This is a genomic window from Undibacterium sp. Ren11W (assembly GCF_049340485.1).
Lineage (GTDB): Bacteria > Pseudomonadota > Gammaproteobacteria > Burkholderiales > Burkholderiaceae_D > Undibacterium.
Window position 1 is genome coordinate 231,560 of sequence record NZ_JBMPPB010000001.1, and the last position, 17,221, is coordinate 248,780.

The window sequence follows — 17,221 nt, forward strand, 5'->3', positions numbered from 1 at the left end:
ATATTCATTCAAGCAAAGCATGATTAAATTATAATTGCTTTCATTTTTAATTTTCCTTAGCGAAATCCTCCATGAGCCAACACAGTCAGTTTGCATTACTCAAGCAACGTCGCTTCGCGCCTTTTTTCTGGACTCAGTTCCTCGGCGCTTTTAATGACAACGTGTTCAAGACCGCTTTGCTCACCATACTCACTTATGATGCCCTGCATTGGACCAAGATGGATGTGGGTTTATTAAATAATCTGATCCCCGGTCTCTTCATTTTGCCGTTTGTGCTGTTTTCCGCCACATCCGGTCAGTTGGCCGATAAGTTTGAAAAAGCCGGTATGGCGCGTAAGGTCAAGCTCTTAGAAATCATCATCATGTGCGTCGCCGCAGGTGGCTGGATGACGCACCAGTTATGGTTGCTGGTGGCGGCGGTGGCCGGCATGGGCATCCATTCGACCCTGTTTGGCCCGGTTAAATACGCTTACTTGCCGCAGCATCTGAAGAATGACGAGCTAGTTGGCGGTAATGGCGTGATAGAAACCGGTACCTTTGTCGGGATTTTGCTCGGCGAGATACTAGGCGCAGTCTTGGTAGTGCAAGAAGGTTGGGGCATACAATTGGTGGCCGGCGGTACTATCGCGATTGCCATCATGGGTTGGCTGACCAGTTTGCGCATTCCGCATTCGCCGGCACCTGAGCCTGAATTAAAAATTAACTGGAATCCGGTTACCGAGACTATCCGCAATATCGGTTTCAGCAAACAAAACAAGCCGGTATTTTTGTCCTTGCTGGGCAATTCCTGGTTCTGGTTTTATGGCGCGATTATCCTGGCGCAGTTCCCGCTGTTTGCCAAGGATTATCTGCATGGCGACCATTATGTATTCGTCTTGCTGCTGACCATATTTTCTTTCGGTATCGGTGCCGGCTCTTTGTTGTGCGAACGCCTCTCTGGTCATAAAGTAGAGATAGGTCTGGTCCCTTTCGGTTCTATCGGCTTGTCGTTGTTCGGTTTTGATCTGTATTTGTCCAGCCTTAGCTATACCAATACCGCCGCAGTAGATATGCTGGGTTTTATGCATCAGACTGGCAGTTGGCGCATCTTGTTTGATATCGCCATGATAGGTGTTTTTGGTGGTCTGTATATCGTGCCGCTGTTTGCCCTGATACAAACGCGTTGTGACCCTAAACATCTGTCACGCACGATTGCCGGCATGAATATCCTCAATGCCGTCTTCATGGTGGTAGCGGCGCTGGCGGCGATGCTGATGCTCAACGCGGGTTTCTCGATCCCGCAATTATTTCTCGCTACCGCAATCCTCAATGCCATCGTCGCCACTTATATCTTTAGTCTGGTGCCAGAATTTTTGATGCGCTTTCTGGCTTGGTTGTTGCTCCATACCGTGCACAGAGTCAAAGGTGTGAATATTGATCGTTTGCCGGAAGAGGGCGCAGCGGTGCTGGTTTGCAATCATGTCAGCTATATGGATGCGATCGTCATCGGTGCGTATAGCCCGCGTCCTATCCGTTTTGTGATGGATCACCGCATTTTCCAGATCCCGTTTTTATCCTGGGTTTTTAAGACCGCCAAGGCGATCCCAATAGCCTCGGCCAAGGAAGATCCGTGGCTGATGGAAAAAGCCTATGTCGATATTGCTAAAGCGCTGCATGAAGGCGAACTAGTGTGTATTTTCCCCGAAGGTAAGCTCACTACCACCGGTGATATGAATGAATTTAGGGGTGGCGTCATGAAGATCTTAGAGCGTAGCCCGGTACCGGTGTTTCCTATGGCTTTGCGTGGTCTGTGGGGCAGCTTTTTGACGCGTGGTAAGGGCAATGCTTTTGAGCGTGCATTCAGACGTGGCCCTTTCTCTAAACTGGAGCTGGTGGTCGGCGAGTCCTTATTACCTACCGCTGTGAACCCCATCATGCTGCAAGAAAAAGTCAAACAATTACGTGGTGACTGGAAATAATCATGAAACATTTATCCTTGGCTTCTGCGCGCAAACTTAGCTGCGTTGCGGCAGGTATTTCCGCTTTTATGCTGCTAGCGCTCACTGGTGCATCACATGCGCTGGCGGCGAATGTCGTCAAATTTTCACCGCAGGGAGAAGTCGCCCAGATCCGTCAGGTCAGAGTGACTTTTTCAGAGTCCGCAGTGGCTTTTGGTGACCCGAAAGCGGCCTCACCATTTGATGTTAAGTGCAGCGAGGCTGGTAGCTCACGTTGGGCCGACGATAAAAACTGGATTTTTGACTTTAACCGCGACCTGCCACCTGGTACCCAGTGCAGCTTCACGCTCAAGCCAGGCTTTAAGACGGTGGGCGGCAATCTTTTGAGTGGCAAGGCAGCATTCCAATTCTCTACCGGTGGCCCGGCCGTGCTGCGAGTGCAGCCGTATGAGGGCGGCAGCATAGAAGAAGAACAGGCGTTTATTCTGACGCAAAACGGCCCGGCTACCGAGGCCAGCATACGCCAGCATCTGTATTGCGAAATTGAAGGCGTACACGAAAGGGTGCCGGTTAAGTTTGTCGACAAAGACGCGCGCGCCGCCTTGTTAAAACATTTTGCGCCAAATGAAGATGGCGCTCGTGTCACAATAGTCCAGTGCCAGCAACGCTTTCCGAATGAGGCGGCAGTCAAGCTGGTGTGGGATAAGGGCATCGCCACAGCCAGCGGTCTCGCCACGTCTAAGCCGCAAACATTCAGCTTTAATACCCGCAAGGCCTTTACCGCCAGCATGAGTTGCCAACGCGAAAACGCGAATGCCGCCTGTACCCCGATCTCGCCAGTGACTCTGTATTTCAGTTCACCCATTAGCCGCAAACTGGCGGAAGACATACTTATCAAAGGCAGTAAGGGGAGCGTCAAACCTGATTTTCAACGTGACGACAAAGAAGCCATGGTGCAATCGATTAGCTTTAAGCCACCATTTGCCGAAAAGACCGAATATGCAATTGTGCTGCCGTCCAAACTGGTGGATGAGAGTGGTCGTAGTTTATCCAATGCGGCGCAGTTTCCACTGAAATTTTCTACTGCAGATTTTCCACCGCTGGCGAAATTTCCTGCCGCGCCTTTTGGTATCATAGAACTCAATGCCGATGCCACTTTGCCGGTGACGCTCAGAAACGTAGAGAAAAGTTTGATAGTACGTAGTGTCGATGGTAAAAATTCACCGGGTAAAGTGAGTAATCTGAAAGTCAGTGATGATGCCGCCATCATCAACTGGATTGCCAAGCTCAATGCCTACCACGAGAGCCGCGTCACGATAGGTCGCGAGTCGGTTGAGACTCGTAGCATAGGCTTGTTAGCTAAGGAAGCGGGCGTGCGTAAGCTCGATCTGCCAGCGATGCCAGATAATGCTGATCCTTCTTCGCGTCCGTTCGAGGTGATCGGCCTGCCGCTCAAAGATCCGGGTTTTTATGTGGTTGAACTGGAGTCGAAAAAACTCGGTAGCGCCTTATTGGGCAAGGACGCACCGATGTTTGTGCGCACCAGCGCCCTGGTGACGAATATGGCGGTGCATATTAAACTCGGGCGTGAAAATGGCGCAGTCTGGGTCACCACTTTGGACCAAGCCAAACCAGTTGCCGCCGCCGATATCCGTATCTCCGATTGCTGGGGCAAGGAAGTCTGGCGCGGTACTAGCGATGCCAAAGGTGTCGCGATGTTGCCCGCCACCTTGGATCATCAGGCCGAATGTGGCCGCTACAATGGCTATGACCCGAAAAACCCTGTCAAGCTTAACGGCTACTTTGTCAGCGCCCGTAAAACCGATGAGAAGGGCCGCGCCGACATGGCCTTTGCGCTCAGTTCATGGAATAACGGCATAGAGTCGTATCGCTTCAACCTGCCTACCAATACCGATAAAGCGGCAACCGTCAGAGCCCACACCATACTCGACCGTAGCTTATTCCGCGCTGGTGAAACGGTGGCTATGAAACACGTGATACGGATAGAAAATCTGCGCGGTTTTGGCTTGCAAAAAGCCGAGTTATTACCGGATAGGGCCAGAATCATCCATCAGGGCAGTAATCAGGAATTCCAGTTTCCGCTGGTGTGGCGCGGCAGAAGTGCGGCCGAAACGGTGTTCAAGTTGCCGGCACAAGCCAAGCTCGGTACTTATGAGATCGTCTTGGATAAAGGCACGATAGAGACTAAAACCGAGCTCAATAATGAAGAAAGCCAGAATGATGGCTACGACGAATCGCGTTATGGTCAGGGCACGTATACCACCGGCAGTTTTAGGGTAGAAGAATTCCGCCTGCCTTTGCTGCAAGGTCGTATCACTCCACCAAAAGAGTTGCAGGTGGCACCGAAAGAGATACCGCTGGCAGTGCAGCTTAATTACCTCAATGGCGGCGGTGCCTCTGGCCTGGCGGTGCAAGTGACCAGTTTGCTGCGCAATAAAGCGCTGTCCTTTCCTGCCTATGAAGAGTTTTCTTTTTCCAGCGGCGAAACGGAAGAAGAGCAAAAAATTGTCGCGAATAAATTGCCTGTCACCCTAGATAAAAACGGCGCTGGCAAGACCGTGGTTAAAAATCTGCCCGCCATCGTCAAGCCGCAAGAATTGCTGTCCGAGATGAGCTATGCCGATCCGAATGGCGAGATCCAGACCATCAGCGCGGTGACACCTTTGTGGTCATCTGCGGTGCTGGTCGGTGTCAAAGCAGGACAATGGGTCTCGGTTAAAAAGAAAATCACTTTAAGCGCGATCGCGCTCGACACCAATGGCAAACCTAAGGCTGGCGTGGCGCTAGAACTGACAGGGATTGCCAAGCAAAATAACTCGCACCGCAAGCGCATGGTCGGCGGTTTTTACGCTTATGAAAATGCCGAAAGCAGCAAGGATCTGGGTACACTGTGTTCGGGCAAAAGCGATGAACGTGGTCTCTTGATCTGTGAAGTGAGCCTGACTGAACCGGGGAATATAGAGATCTTGGCCAAAGCCAAAGATGAAAATGCTAAAGTTGCACAAGCTAAAACCTCGGCCTGGGTGACTGGCCGTGGCGAAATCTGGTTCGATGGAGAAAACCAGGATCGCATGGATGTGCTGCCCGAGCGTAAACATTATGAAGCCGGTGAGACGGCTAGTTTCCAGGTGCGTATGCCTTTCCGCTATGCCACTGCTTTGGTGGCGATCGAACGCGAAGGTGTGATCGAAACCATGGTGGTGCAACTTAATGGCCGCGACCCTAGTGTACAAGTGCCGATTAAGGCCGAATATGGTCCTAACGTGTTTGTCTCGGTCTTGGCAGTGCGTGGTCGCATGCGCGAAGTGCCCTGGTATTCTTTCTTCACCTGGGGTTGGAAAGAACCGCTGAATTGGTGGAGCGAGTTTCGCGAATATCAAGACCCTAGCGCCACGGTGGATCTGGCCAAGCCCGCTTATAAATACGGTATCGCAGAAATTACGGTAGGCACTGCCGCGCATAAACTGGCCGTCACGGTCACTACCGACAAGACTACGTACGCTATTCGCACCAGTGCCAAAACCACGGTACAAGTATTGCTACCGAACGGCAAACCAGCCGCCGGTGCCGAAATCGCCATCGCGGCGGTGGATGAAGCCCTGCTCGAGTTGCAACCCAACGGTAGTTGGGATCTATTGACCGCCATGCTGCAAAGACGCAGCTACGGAGTCGAGACAGCGACTGCGCAGATGCAGGTAATCGGCAAACGCCATTATGGCCGCAAGGCCGTGGCGGCAGGTGGTGGCGGTGGTAAATCCTCTACCCGCGAGTTGTTCGATACGCTCTTGCTGTGGAAGCCAGTGCTGATCCTGGATGCCAATGGCCGTGCCCAGATCGACGTGCCGCTTAACGATGCTTTGACCAGCTTTAAGATCGTGGCGATCGCCTTGAATGGCGAAGGCCTGTTCGGTACTGGCAGTGCCAGTATCCGCGCCACTCAGGATTTGCAAATCATCACTGGTCTGCCGCCGCTGGTGCGTGAGGGCGATGTGTTTACTGCCATGCTAACACTCAGAAACACCACCACGCGCGCGATGCAGGTGCAAGTAGCGGCCACAGTCACTGGCTTGGCCACTGAGCTGCCTAAGCAAAACATCGCGATACCAGCGGGCGAGGCGCGCGAAGTTAACTGGAACGTGACAGTGCCGGTCTCGGCGCTGCCCGAGGATAAGCAACAACTGGTGTGGGAACTAAAAGCGCAGGAGCAGGGTGGCGCTGGTGTCAAAGACGCCTTGAAATTTACTCAGCGTGTGGTGCCTGCGGTGCCAGTCACGGTGCAGCAAGCGAGCTTAATGCAACTTGATAAGGCGCTCAGTATGCCAATTACCCAGCCGGCCGATGGCTTGCCGGGGCGCGGTGGTGTGGCGATTTCTCTGATGCCTAGCCTGGCCGGATCGCAAGAGGGGATACGCAAATATTTCAACGATTATCCTTACTCATGTCTGGAGCAAAAAACCTCGCGGGCGATAGGCTTGCGCGATGCTGCGCAATGGCAAAAAGTGGCCAGTGACTTGCCAAGTTATCTCGATGGCGATGGTCTGGCGTATTACTACCCGCCGGGTGAAACCAGCGCTAACCGTGGTAGCGATAGCTTAACCGCTTACCTGATCTCGGCCACCCATGAAGCCAATTATGCCGTGCCCGATGCCAGCCGCAACAAGATGCTGCAAGGTCTGGCGGCCTTTGTTGAAGGCAAGATCACGCGCGATTTCTGGTCGCCGAAAAAAGATTTGGAAGTGCGCAAACTGGCGGCGCTAGAAGCGCTGTCACGTTACGGCCAGGTGCAGGAGCGCATGTTGGGCTCGATACAGATCAACCCGAATCTGTGGCCGACTTCGGCCGTGATCGACTGGCTGGCGATCTTGCAAAACACGCCCGCCATCAGCAAACGCGCAGCTTACTTAAAAGAAGCCGAGCAAATTTTGCGTGCGCGTCTGAACTACCAGGGCACCCGCATGGGCTTCTCTAATGAGCAAGACGATTACTGGTGGTGGTTGATGGGTAATAGCGACAACAGCGCCAACCGCTTGATTTTGGTGACGCTGAATAATCCAGCCTGGGCCGATGATATGTCGAAATTGGTGACCGGTTCTATCCAAAGGCAGGTACGCGGTCACTGGATGTCGACCACCGCCAATGTCTGGGGCAGCCTGGCGATGGAGAAATTTGCGCTCAAGTTTGAGACCGAAAAAGTCGCCGGTAGCAGCAAGGCCAATCTGCAAATGGCAGCCGTCAGCGGCCCTGTGCAGACCTACAACTGGGGCCCGACTGGTGGCGGCAAACTGATGCTACCGTGGCCGGCAACCGGTAGCGCCACCGACAGCATCAAGCTCAGTCACGAAGGCAAGGGCAAGCCTTGGGTGACGCTGCAGTCGCTGGCGGCAGTCACGCTCAAAGCGCCGTTCAGTAGCGGCTACCGCATCACTAAAACCGTCCAGGCGATAGAGCAAAAAGAGAAAGGCAAATACAGTCGTGGCGACATCTTGCGCGTGAATATCGATGTCGATGCCCAGACCGACATGACCTGGGTAGTGCTGAACGACCCGATACCGGCCGGTGCCAGCCTGCTCGGTTCTGGTCTGGGGCGCGATTCAGCGATTGCCGCCAACGCCACTGGCGCCGTCAGCAGCGAGCCCGATTACAGCGCAGCCTGGATGGCCTACGAAGAGCGCAGCTTCGAATCGTATCGCGCCTATTACCAGTTCGTACCTAAGGGCAAATTCAGTATCTCTTACACCATGCGCTTAAACAACGTCGGCGAATTTAAATTACCGCAAACCAGGGTAGAAGCCATGTACGCACCAGAGATGTTTGGCGAGTCACCGAATGCGGGGATGAGTGTGAAATAGGGGATAAAGGCCCGATAGGTTTGTTCGGGCCGATGCAGTTCGCTATGCCGTCGTTGTTGAAAATTATCGACTTGCCAGTTGAGAAATGAATATACCAAAAATAATTTATAAATATGAGTCGTTCTCTGCTCAAAGTCTAAAAAATTTGAAAGCTCAATCCATATATTTTGGATCGCCTTTGGGCTTTAATGATCCTTATGATTGTGCATTGAAACCTAGTATTAAAGAGCCCACTAATCAGGAGTTAGAGCTGTTTCGAGCGGAGTATTCGAAAAAAGATGACGTGCCACTCGATATGCAAGAGCGATTTCGTTCGGCCAATATTCTTGATTTGCGCAGAATGATAGTAGGCAACGCTGTTCCAATATTAGAAAAGCATACTCAAAAATTTTTAAAAAATAATGGTGTTTCTTGTTTTTCTGAAAAAAATGACGATTTACTAATGTGGTCTCATTATGGGGGGCGCTATAAAGGATTTTGTTTAGGATTCATAACAGAGTTTGAACCATTTATAAAAATGAAAAAAGTTCAATACACCAGTGTTATGCCAAAATTTGATGCAGTTAGTGCTCTGGTCACAGGTAATTATGAACAAATTTTGGATTTATTTTGCACCAAATCAGAGGCATGGAGTTATGAAAAAGAATGGCGATGTCTTCACACGGATGTTGGCACGCTTTATACATACGAATCAAAAGCATTGGACTCCATTTATTTCGGACCTGATATCGACGAGCAATCCTTGCAGATAATTTGTCTAATTATTGCAGGACAAAATCCCAATGTAAAATTTTGGCGCGGAGAGCGAAGTTCAGAAAAATTCGAGGTGAACTTTAAAGAGTTCACTTATATAAGTAACATAGACTCTAAACGCCTTGGTCTAATTAAATAGACCGTCGGACGGAGTCAAAAAAGTATTTCGACAATGTTAGAAAAATTTATGAATTGATAAATCTCTAGCGGAGCCGAAAGATGAATTTAAAAGACGCTTCACGCAGTATCCATGCGCTTCACCAGCCCAAAATGCCCTGTAAACCGCATGGATACTGCGTGATCGTTTTTGGTAGTTCAACACCCGCGCTGAGGACGACCTCGGCGCTCTTCTTCATCGCGGGGACGGCCCCGACACTTTGGAGCTTTTTATGAATTGGTTGATCTTGATCGTTGCGGGATTATTTGAAATTGTCTGGGCCATAGGGCTTAAATATACCGAGGGCTTCACGCGTCTTTGGCCTAGTGTCATTACTTTGGTGGCGATGACGATCAGCGTGGTCTTGTTGGGCATCGCCATGAAGTCGCTGCCGGTAGGCACTGCCTACGCGGTGTGGGTGGGAGTCGGGGCGGTCGGCACTGCGCTACTCGGCATTCTTTTATTCGGCGAGGCGGCCAATATCGGCCGCTTGCTGAGTCTGGGTCTGATCGTGATCGGCATCATTGGTCTGAAACTAACTACCGCAGCCACGGAATAATCTGTATGACGCAGCCCATCTCGGATCTGAATGAACTCCTCAAAACCATGCAGCCGGTGCTTAATCCCGGCGTGTTTGTGTTTGCCTCGATCGCGCGAGATCAAGTGCGCAATCAACCGCTAGATCCCGCCCTGATCGTGGCGTCTATCCACGAGCCTGAAGGCTGGTCCGTCATCATGGCAGAGCAGGATGCGCAGCGTTACGGGCTGCAGCCACTTTTTTCCTGTGCCTGGATCACGTTGACGGTGCACTCCGATCTGCAGGCCGTCGGCCTGACTGCCGCATTCGCCACTGCTTTGGGGGATGCTGGTATCAGTTGTAATGTAGTCGCTGGTGCTTATCACGATCATCTCTTTGTGCCGTTAGAAAGTGCGCAGCAAGCGATGGCTGAGCTACGCGGCTTACAAGCCAGAGCGCTGGCACAGTGCTAAACAGTGATTTACTTAATGCCAAATACAGCAATATAGACTATGCCTACTCTGATTGAACACTACCAACAACTAAGCTTAGCCACCGGCCCAGATGAGCCTGGCTTTAGCGTCGTACTTAGCAGCGATGGCGAGCCACTTCTAGAAAAACACCATGGTCTGGCTTGCCTGGAACTAGGTACTCAGTTATCGGGCAAGAGCGCCTACTATCTGGCTTCGGAGTCTAAACCGTTTACCGCGATGTGCATAATGCATCTGGTAAGTGCCGGGGCGATTTCTCTGGATCAAAATGTTGTTGAAATACTACCAACATTAGCGCAATATGAAACGCCAGTCTTACTCAGGCATTTACTCAATCACACGAGCGGCATCCCGGATTACCTGTGGTTGTTGGAATGCCAGCTTGGTCGTCACGAGAGCGATTATTTTAATAATCAGACTGCGCTGGAGTTGATACGGCGCGCCGATTCGCTGGACTTTGTTCCCGGTGAAAAATTCGCCTATAGCAATAGTAATTATGTCTTGCTGGCTGCCCTGATAGAACAGCTGAGTGGAATGTCTGCGGCTCGCTATGCGGCGCAAACCCTGTTCCATCCCTTGGGTATGCACCATACCCGCTTTGATGAGGATAGAGCTAGCATTATTCGGAACCGTGTACGCAGTTATGATAAAGACGAGGCCAGACCGTTTGGCTATCAACAGCATCTTGGCAACGCCAACACGGTGGGTGACGGTGGTGTGTATTCATGCACCGATGATTTGCAGATTTGGCAGCGCGAGCTGCACAGGCAATGGCAGGATAAGGACAGCCTGTTGCATATGATGCTGCTACCATCGCCATTAAATGACGGCACTGTGATCAGTTATCGCTTTGGCCTGGAGCTGATTACCCAAGGGGGGATAGACTATCTTTATCATCAAGGCCACTTGTGGGGTTTCACTGCAATTTTGCTCCTGGTGCCGCAAAAAAAGCTCTCGCTGATACAACTGGCAAATACAGACCAGATAGCCGCCGATCCTACGATTCTGATCGATTTAGTTGGTAGGCTGGGCTAGTTTCCAAGCAAGCATACAATCACGTTTAGAAATGCCTTGCGCAGTATCCATGAGCCTTCCAAGCCAAAAATGCCTTGAAACCCGCATGGATACTGCGTGATCGATTTGAAAGTTTTCATCGATGTACACGCCATGTACTTGAATTTTTTACTCTCGCTAGCGCGTAGATTTGTCGTCGCTCTTTTCTTATTGGCTAGTTGGCATAGCAGCGCGCTGGCGATCCCTAGCTTTAAAGAAGTGCAGCTAGCCTACCAGTCTTCCGATGCGGTTTTGCTTGACCGCAACGGTGTCGTCATTCATCAGCAGCGCATCAATCCCAAAGAACGTAAGCTGGCCTGGGTAAGGCTGGAGGATGTCTCGCCCGCCTTGCGCATGGCTTTGATCGCTTCGGAAGACAAACGCTTTTACCAGCATGGCGGGGTGGACTGGAACGCGGTGGCGGGCGCGGCTTGGGGTAACCTGTGGAATAAAAAAACCCGTGGCGCTTCTACCATTACCATGCAGTTGGCCGGTTTGCTGGAACAAGATTTGCGGCGTAAAGCCACGGCGCGCACTGCCAGCCAGAAGATCACGCAGGCGCTGGTGGCGCAGTGGCTGGAGCAAAGCTGGCGCAAGGATCAGATCCTGGAAGCCTATCTGAATCTGGTCGCGTTTAAGGGCGAGCTAGTCGGCGTACACGCCTTGTCGCGCGTAATGTTTGATAAACACCCTAGCGGTCTCGATAAGATAGAGGCGGCAATTGCGGTGGCCTTGATACGCGGGCCCAATGCCAGCGTCGCCAAAGTGGCCGAGCGCGCCTGCGCCAGCTTGAAGGAACAAGGCCTGCCGCAATTTTGCGCGAATTTAGAGGGGCTGAGCACGCAGTATTTCGCCCGCCTGACGGCTAAATCTGATGTGGCGCGCAGCATCAGCGGGCCGCAATTAGCCCCGCATCTGGCGCGCAAATTGTTTGCCGCGAATCCTTCTGTAACGGCAATTCGATCCACGCTAGACGGTGCTGCCCAAGCCTTTGCGCGCGATGCCCTGGTGCGTCACTTGTCGGCGCTGGTGGATAGAAATGTGGAAGATGGTGCGGTGCTGGTGATCGACAATCAGAGCGGCGATGTGCTCACTTGGGTAGGTTCTAGCGGGGCCTTGTCGGATGCCGGGCAAGTCGATGGGGTGCAGGCTTTGCGTCAGGCTGGTTCGACCTTAAAACCTTTTCTGTATGAATTGGCGCTAGAAAAAAAATTCCTGACCGCCGCTTCTATCCTCGATGATGCGGCGGTGAATTTGCCGACGGCATCGGGTTTATATATTCCGCAAAATTACGATAAACATTTTAAGGGCTTGGTCAGTGTTCGTACTGCGCTCGCTTCATCTTTAAATATTCCGGCAGTGCGCACTCTGGTCACGGTCACGCCGGAATTGTTTTTCCGGCGCTTGCAGCAACTCGGTTTTGGCCTGCGCGAATCGGGCGATTATTACGGCTACAGCCTGGCGCTAGGCAGTGCCGATGTCAGCTTGCTGGCTTTGACTAATGCCTACCGCACTTTAGCTAATCAGGGGCGTTACGCTAGCCCACGCACTAGCGATAAAGATCCGCTAGCAGCTCAGCCTGCTACTGCTACTGTTCGTGTGATGGATGCGGGTGCTGCCTTTATTATTAGCGATATTTTGTCAGATAGAGCGGCGCGTGCCACCACCTTCGGGCTGGAGAGTGCCTTGGCCACCCGCATCTGGGCAGCGGTAAAAACCGGCACCTCAAAAGACATGCGCGACAACTGGTGCGTTGGCTATTCTGATCGCTACACGGTCGGGGTCTGGGTCGGCAATGCCTCGGGCGCACCGATGTGGGATGTCTCTGGCGTCACCGGCGCGGCACCGATCTGGCAAGAAGTCATGCACTACTTGCATCAACATAAGGTGGCCAATTCGCTAGTCAATAAGGTGGCAGGCAAGTCGACTCTTACTGTCACTAGTCCCATGCAATTGCCCGCTGGTGTTATCGCTCAACCGATAGAATACGAGGGCGCTTTGGAAGCGGCGCGTACTGAATACTTTTTAGCCGGTACCGAGCAAAGCCTGATCAGCATCGCGCATCCCAATCAGATCCGGCCGCTGATCATTTATCCTACCGCTGGCATGCTGGTGGCGCTCGATCCGGATATTCCACCCGAGCGCCAACGCATTCGTTTTGCTGCGCAAGGCGTCAAACAGGCGGCGTGGCTGCTCGATGGCAAAGCGCCAGCCAAAGCTAGCGCGGCGAATCAGACTAGCCAGACTGCGCTGAGCATAGACTGGATGCCGTGGCCAGGTAAGCATCTGCTGCAACTGGTCGATAGCCAGGGCAAGCTGCTAGCTCAGGTGAAGTTTGAAGTGCGCGGCGCGGTGGTGAGTGCGGCAGCACCGAAAGCCAAGCGCAAGTGAATATGCGTGCAGTGCTTAAACGAGACCCAGTGCGCATTCTGTCAATTAAATAGCCATGTGCCTAGTAGGCCTGGTCGCTCAGCCGCATGCGGTCTGCGTTCTGAATTGTCGCTTAGCGCGTTAATGAAAATAGGCCTTGATGATCTTGCTGATTTCGCCCTTACTCTTCATGTCGGAGAGGGCCGCATCCATCTTGTCGATGAAGTCTTGTTTATATGGCGCATTGAAGTATCGGCTGTATCCGAGGAAGGTATCTTCTTCGGATAAGATCGCCGCTTCTTGCAATTCCAGAGTGAAATTAATCTCTTTGATGCGCAATTGTTTGGCCGAGTAGAGCGCTGCACCACGATCGCTGACATAGCAATCTATGCGTTTGATTGCCAGCTTTTTTAGATTCGAATCGTTGTTAGGGGCAGGGTCTATTTTGACTTGGCCAGCAGTTGCCGCCTGCGTCAGTTTGTCTGACAATAAAAATCCAGCGTTGACGCCCATGCTGCGTCCGATGAAATCGTCAGGGAAGCGTTTTGGATGCGACAGCATGACGTCGTCATTACAAAAGACCACCACGGTCTCACGAAATAAGGACACCGAGTATGGTGCAATGTAGTCGCGTTCCTTTTTTAAGCCGGGCGGGAAGAGCGCCAGGCCTCGCCCATTTTTTAGATAATCGAGACCGCGTTTCCAGGGGACGGGGACCAGTTCTATCGCATAGTCCGCTTGCAGTCGCTTGGCTGCCGCTTGCAGTATGTCGATATACAGACCTCTGAATTGACCATCTTCGACAAAGCTGTAGGGCGGATAGGCGGCATCGCCGTAGAGCACGACTTTCTCAGGCGCACTGGCATGTGCGCCTAAGGCGGATAAGATCGCGCCATAGCAAACTGAGCGCAACCACTGGCTTAACATCATCAGTTAGAACTCTTCCCAGTCGTCAGCGCTTTGCGCTTTGCTGTTATTGTTGTTATTGCTGCTGCTGCGGGCACTATTGTTGAGTTTTTTTGGCGCGTTGCTTGCCTTGGCTGGCGCCGGTTTTATAGCCGCTTTTGTGGCAGCGCGTGGCGTGCTCGTCGCCGCAGCGTCTGCATGATCGAGTTTAAAGGTGGCGACCGTGGCCGATAAGGCTTCCGCCTGTTCTTGCAGGCTCTCGGCAGCCGCTGCGGCTTGTTCTACCAGGGCCGCGTTTTGCTGGGTCATTTCATCCATATGCGTGATGGCAGTATTGATTTCTTCTATGCCCGAACTTTGCTCTTGGCTGGCGGCGGTGATTTCGCTCATGATGTCGGCCACATGCTTGATCGAGCTAACGATTTCGCCCATGGTGCGGCCTGCTTCATCGACCAGTTTGCCGCCCAGATCGACTTTCTCTACCGAATCAACGATCAGTGCCTTAATCTCTTTTGCCGCGCCGGCCGAGCGCTGTGCCAGATTGCGTACTTCCGATGCCACCACGGCAAAGCCGCGCCCTTGTTCACCGGCGCGCGCCGCTTCTACCGCCGCATTTAAGGCCAGGATATTGGTTTGAAAAGCGATGCCGTCGATGACGCTAATAATATCGAACATCTTGCTAGAACTGCCCTTGATCGAACCCATGGTGTCGACCACTTGCGAGACCACGTCGCCGCCTTTGACTGCGACCGTTGAGGCTGATAAAGACAGTTGATTGGCCTCACGCGCATTGTCGGCATTTTGCTTAACGGTAGAGGTCAGTTCTTCCATAGAACTGGCTGTTTCTTCCAGTGAACCGGCTTGCGCTTCGGTGCGTGACGAGAGATCGGCATTGCCTGCTGCGATTTCTGAGGTGGCAACTTTGACCGATTCGCTGGCGCTGCGTATCTCCATCAAGACCTTGGCGATTTTGTCGACAAAGAGGTTAAACGCTGAGGTAATTTGCGCTAATTCATCGACGCCTTGCGCGTCTAGTCTGCGGGTTAAATCACCGTCGCCGGTGGCGATTTCTTGCATGGCGTCACGCACTGTGGCAAGGCGCTGCAAGGCACGGGCGATGAGTCCTGCCAGCAGTAAGGCGGCTAAACCGCTCACTACCAACGCAGTCACGGCCGAGACGGTCAACATTGTGCTTAAGGCCTGGGTGGCTTCGGTTTTATCGAGGACGATGGCGAGTAGCCAATCAGTACCTTCAATTTTACTGACAAAGAGCAAGCCATCGCGGCCAAGTAATTGCACCGCGGCGCTAAGTTTGGATTTTTCGGTTGCTGTCAGTAGTTCTATGGATAAAGTGTTGCTTAAATCCGAGACCGGTTTTAAGGTCAGTTTTGGGTCCGGGTGGGCGATGATATTGCCTTTACTGTCGACCAGAAAAGCAAAGCTGTTCGGTGTCGGTTTGATCTCGACCACGGTTTTTACCAAAGTGTCGATCAGAACGTCAGCGGCGGCCACGGCGGTGGTGCTGCCGGTAGCGCCTGCCGCTTCTGCCACGGTGACAAGTAGTTTGCCATTGCTGGCACCGATGTAGGGCGAGGTGACGATAGCGCCACTAGCTTGCGAGGCCTTGATATACCACGGGCGCGCCGTTGGGTCGTAATCGGGTTTGCGTACCCGTACTTGAGAAAACACCGCGCGTTTATCCGGGTAACCCAGATAGGTGAGGTCAAAACCACCGGCTTGTTCTGCCGCTTTGAGTGCCGGCAAAGGATCTGCGGCATCAATGGCTTGTTTGATGGAGCCGACCACCAGTTTTCTGGCATGTATCCATTCAGCGATTTGGCTGGAATGGCTCTGTGAAAGCTGCGTCATCTGGCTAGTGAGCGATTCTAAAGTGTGCGCGCGGGTCGTGACGAAATTGGCGACGACGACGGCAATCATCGCTAAAACGACGATGCTGACGCAAATGGCGATCAGACGCCGGCGAAGTGTTGATAACATAATATGAATCTCCTGTTTAAACGAGAAATCAAAAGTTTCAAAGCGAACTATAGGCGCGAAAATCTGTGTCGCTGGCAGAGTATTGCCGAATAAACCCATTATCACAAGCATCATTGCAATTGATTGCAACAGTTGCAATGAGACTTTTGTCAGCTAGCTTTTTTATAACAGGCCGGAGGCGCATATTCCATGCGCTTCTTCGGCATGCCTGGCCTGCAGGGCGCATGGAATATGCGCGCTGGGCCAGGTCTTGTCGGGAATCACTAGCGTCAAAATACCAACAGTTAGATTATGGGATAATGCTAGGCTAGAAAATGATTTAACGCTGCGCTCAGAGCATGTTCTGACGCCGGCTTTACCCACTTGTAATGGACTGACCATGAGTTTTTACGGCGTTACCGATCTTTGGACCTATGTATTGGGGGCCTTGGGCATTATTTTGTTACCCGGCCCGAACTCTTTATACGTGCTGGCGGTTGCCACTGCGCGAGGTGTGCGCGCTGGTTATCAGGGCGCTTTGGGCGTGTTTGTTGGCGACACGGTGTTGCTGATGTTGACAGCCTTAGGTGCGGCTGGGTTGCTGCGCACCTATCCTGCCTTGTTTATGGCCGTGAAGTACGCTGGGGCCGGCTATCTGGCCTGGTTGGGTGTCAATTTGATCTGGGCGGCAATCCAAAAATGGCGTAGCCGCGACCAGCCAGTGGCCGAGATCACGGCGGTCGCTGAAAACATGCAGAACCCGTTTAAACGTGCCTTATTTATTAGTCTGTTAAACCCCAAGGCGATCTTGTTCCTGTTGTCTTTTTTTGTGCAGTTTATCGACCCAAACTATCCGACGCCAGCCGTGCCTTTTTTAATCTTGAGTGCGGTGGTGCTGGTGTTTAGCTTCACGTATTTATCCGCTTTGATTTTTTTGGGGGCTAGGCTGGCACAGGGCTTTAGCAAACGTCGGCGTCTTTCTGCCGGTCTCTCTAGCGGGGTAGGGGGGCTGTTTATCTGGTTTGGTGCCAAGTTGGCGGCAGCTAGTCTGCATTAAGAAGCACGCGTACGTTCACAAAAGCCTGGTAAATTGCCAGGCTTTTTTGTTTTTGTCGTGGAGGTGAGGTCTTGGAGGCGAGCGTAATGAAATACATAATACGGCAGCGTTCAAGTTGAGCCTGCCTTGATTT

At 52.2% G+C, this 17,221-nt stretch carries 11 protein-coding genes; 8 read left to right on the forward strand and 3 right to left on the reverse strand.

Annotated elements, in window-relative coordinates; translation table 11 throughout:
- Window positions 1-71: 71 nt before the first annotated feature.
- The 7 genes from ACO0K8_RS01105 (at window position 72) to pbpC (ending at window position 13,169) form a co-directional block, all read left to right on the forward strand.
- The gene (locus ACO0K8_RS01105; RefSeq protein ID WP_422944781.1) at window positions 72-1,958 is read left to right on the forward strand and encodes an MFS transporter; all 1,887 of its coding nucleotides are present in this window, start codon (window positions 72-74) and stop codon (window positions 1,956-1,958) included.
- A 2-nt stretch (window positions 1,959-1,960) separates the two neighbouring features.
- Window positions 1,961-7,807 carry an MG2 domain-containing protein gene (locus ACO0K8_RS01110; protein ID WP_422944782.1) on the forward strand — a complete coding sequence of 1,949 codons (5,847 nt, stop codon included), beginning with the start codon at window positions 1,961-1,963 and terminating at the stop codon, window positions 7,805-7,807.
- A gap of 85 nt (window positions 7,808-7,892) precedes the next feature.
- The gene (locus ACO0K8_RS01115) at window positions 7,893-8,699 is read left to right on the forward strand and encodes a DUF2971 domain-containing protein (protein WP_422944783.1); all 807 of its coding nucleotides are present in this window, start codon (window positions 7,893-7,895) and stop codon (window positions 8,697-8,699) included.
- A 250-nt stretch (window positions 8,700-8,949) separates the two neighbouring features.
- Window positions 8,950-9,276 (forward strand): quaternary ammonium compound efflux SMR transporter SugE, encoded by a 327-nt coding sequence (gene sugE, locus ACO0K8_RS01120; RefSeq protein WP_422944784.1) that lies wholly within the window; start codon window positions 8,950-8,952, stop codon window positions 9,274-9,276.
- 5 nt (window positions 9,277-9,281) lie between these two features.
- Window positions 9,282-9,707 (forward strand): ACT domain-containing protein, encoded by a 426-nt coding sequence (locus tag ACO0K8_RS01125; RefSeq protein WP_422944785.1) that lies wholly within the window; start codon window positions 9,282-9,284, stop codon window positions 9,705-9,707.
- 39 nt (window positions 9,708-9,746) lie between these two features.
- The gene (locus tag ACO0K8_RS01130) at window positions 9,747-10,760 is read left to right on the forward strand and encodes a serine hydrolase domain-containing protein (protein WP_422944786.1); all 1,014 of its coding nucleotides are present in this window, start codon (window positions 9,747-9,749) and stop codon (window positions 10,758-10,760) included.
- A 132-nt stretch (window positions 10,761-10,892) separates the two neighbouring features.
- Window positions 10,893-13,169: a penicillin-binding protein 1C gene (gene pbpC, locus ACO0K8_RS01135; RefSeq protein WP_422945833.1), complete on the forward strand. Its 2,277-nt coding sequence runs from the start codon at window positions 10,893-10,895 to the stop codon at window positions 13,167-13,169.
- Between the two features lie 120 nt (window positions 13,170-13,289).
- Here pbpC and ACO0K8_RS01140 read toward each other — a convergent pair whose 3' ends face one another.
- The 3 genes from ACO0K8_RS01140 to ACO0K8_RS01150 form a co-directional block, all read right to left on the reverse strand.
- Window positions 13,290-14,078, reverse strand: a complete 789-nt coding sequence (locus tag ACO0K8_RS01140; RefSeq protein ID WP_422944787.1) for a substrate-binding periplasmic protein — start codon at window positions 14,076-14,078, stop codon at window positions 13,290-13,292.
- Between the two features lie 3 nt (window positions 14,079-14,081).
- On the reverse strand, window positions 14,082-16,052 hold the full coding sequence (locus tag ACO0K8_RS01145) for a methyl-accepting chemotaxis protein (protein WP_422944788.1): 1,971 nt from the start codon (window positions 16,050-16,052) through the stop codon (window positions 14,082-14,084).
- A gap of 162 nt (window positions 16,053-16,214) precedes the next feature.
- Complete coding sequence (locus ACO0K8_RS01150; protein WP_422944789.1) at window positions 16,215-16,433, reverse strand: hypothetical protein; 219 nt, start codon at window positions 16,431-16,433, stop codon at window positions 16,215-16,217.
- On the opposite strand from ACO0K8_RS01150, the gene leuE reads away from it, so the two are divergent.
- Window positions 16,432-17,088, forward strand: a complete 657-nt coding sequence (gene leuE / locus ACO0K8_RS01155) for a leucine efflux protein LeuE (protein ID WP_422944790.1) — start codon at window positions 16,432-16,434, stop codon at window positions 17,086-17,088. The genes ACO0K8_RS01150 and leuE overlap by 2 nt on opposite strands.
- The last annotated feature ends 133 nt before the right edge of the window (window positions 17,089-17,221 follow it).

Bases quoted from the DNA above. Each gene is read 5' to 3' on its own strand.
- ACO0K8_RS01105 (WP_422944781.1), top strand. From the start codon at position 72: ATGAGCCAACACAGTCAGTTTGCATTACTCAAGCAACGTCGCTTCGCG.
- ACO0K8_RS01145 (WP_422944788.1), bottom strand. From the start codon at position 16,052: ATGTTATCAACACTTCGCCGGCGTCTGATCGCCATTTGCGTCAGCATC.
- ACO0K8_RS01125 (WP_422944785.1), top strand. From the start codon at position 9,282: ATGACGCAGCCCATCTCGGATCTGAATGAACTCCTCAAAACCATGCAG.
- ACO0K8_RS01140 (WP_422944787.1), bottom strand. From the start codon at position 14,078: ATGATGTTAAGCCAGTGGTTGCGCTCAGTTTGCTATGGCGCGATCTTA.
- leuE (WP_422944790.1), top strand. From the start codon at position 16,432: ATGAGTTTTTACGGCGTTACCGATCTTTGGACCTATGTATTGGGGGCC.
- ACO0K8_RS01150 (WP_422944789.1), bottom strand. From the start codon at position 16,433: ATGGTCAGTCCATTACAAGTGGGTAAAGCCGGCGTCAGAACATGCTCT.
- ACO0K8_RS01115 (WP_422944783.1), top strand. From the start codon at position 7,893: ATGAATATACCAAAAATAATTTATAAATATGAGTCGTTCTCTGCTCAA.
- ACO0K8_RS01130 (WP_422944786.1), top strand. From the start codon at position 9,747: ATGCCTACTCTGATTGAACACTACCAACAACTAAGCTTAGCCACCGGC.
- pbpC (WP_422945833.1), top strand. From the start codon at position 10,893: ATGTACTTGAATTTTTTACTCTCGCTAGCGCGTAGATTTGTCGTCGCT.
- ACO0K8_RS01110 (WP_422944782.1), top strand. From the start codon at position 1,961: ATGAAACATTTATCCTTGGCTTCTGCGCGCAAACTTAGCTGCGTTGCG.
- sugE (WP_422944784.1), top strand. From the start codon at position 8,950: ATGAATTGGTTGATCTTGATCGTTGCGGGATTATTTGAAATTGTCTGG.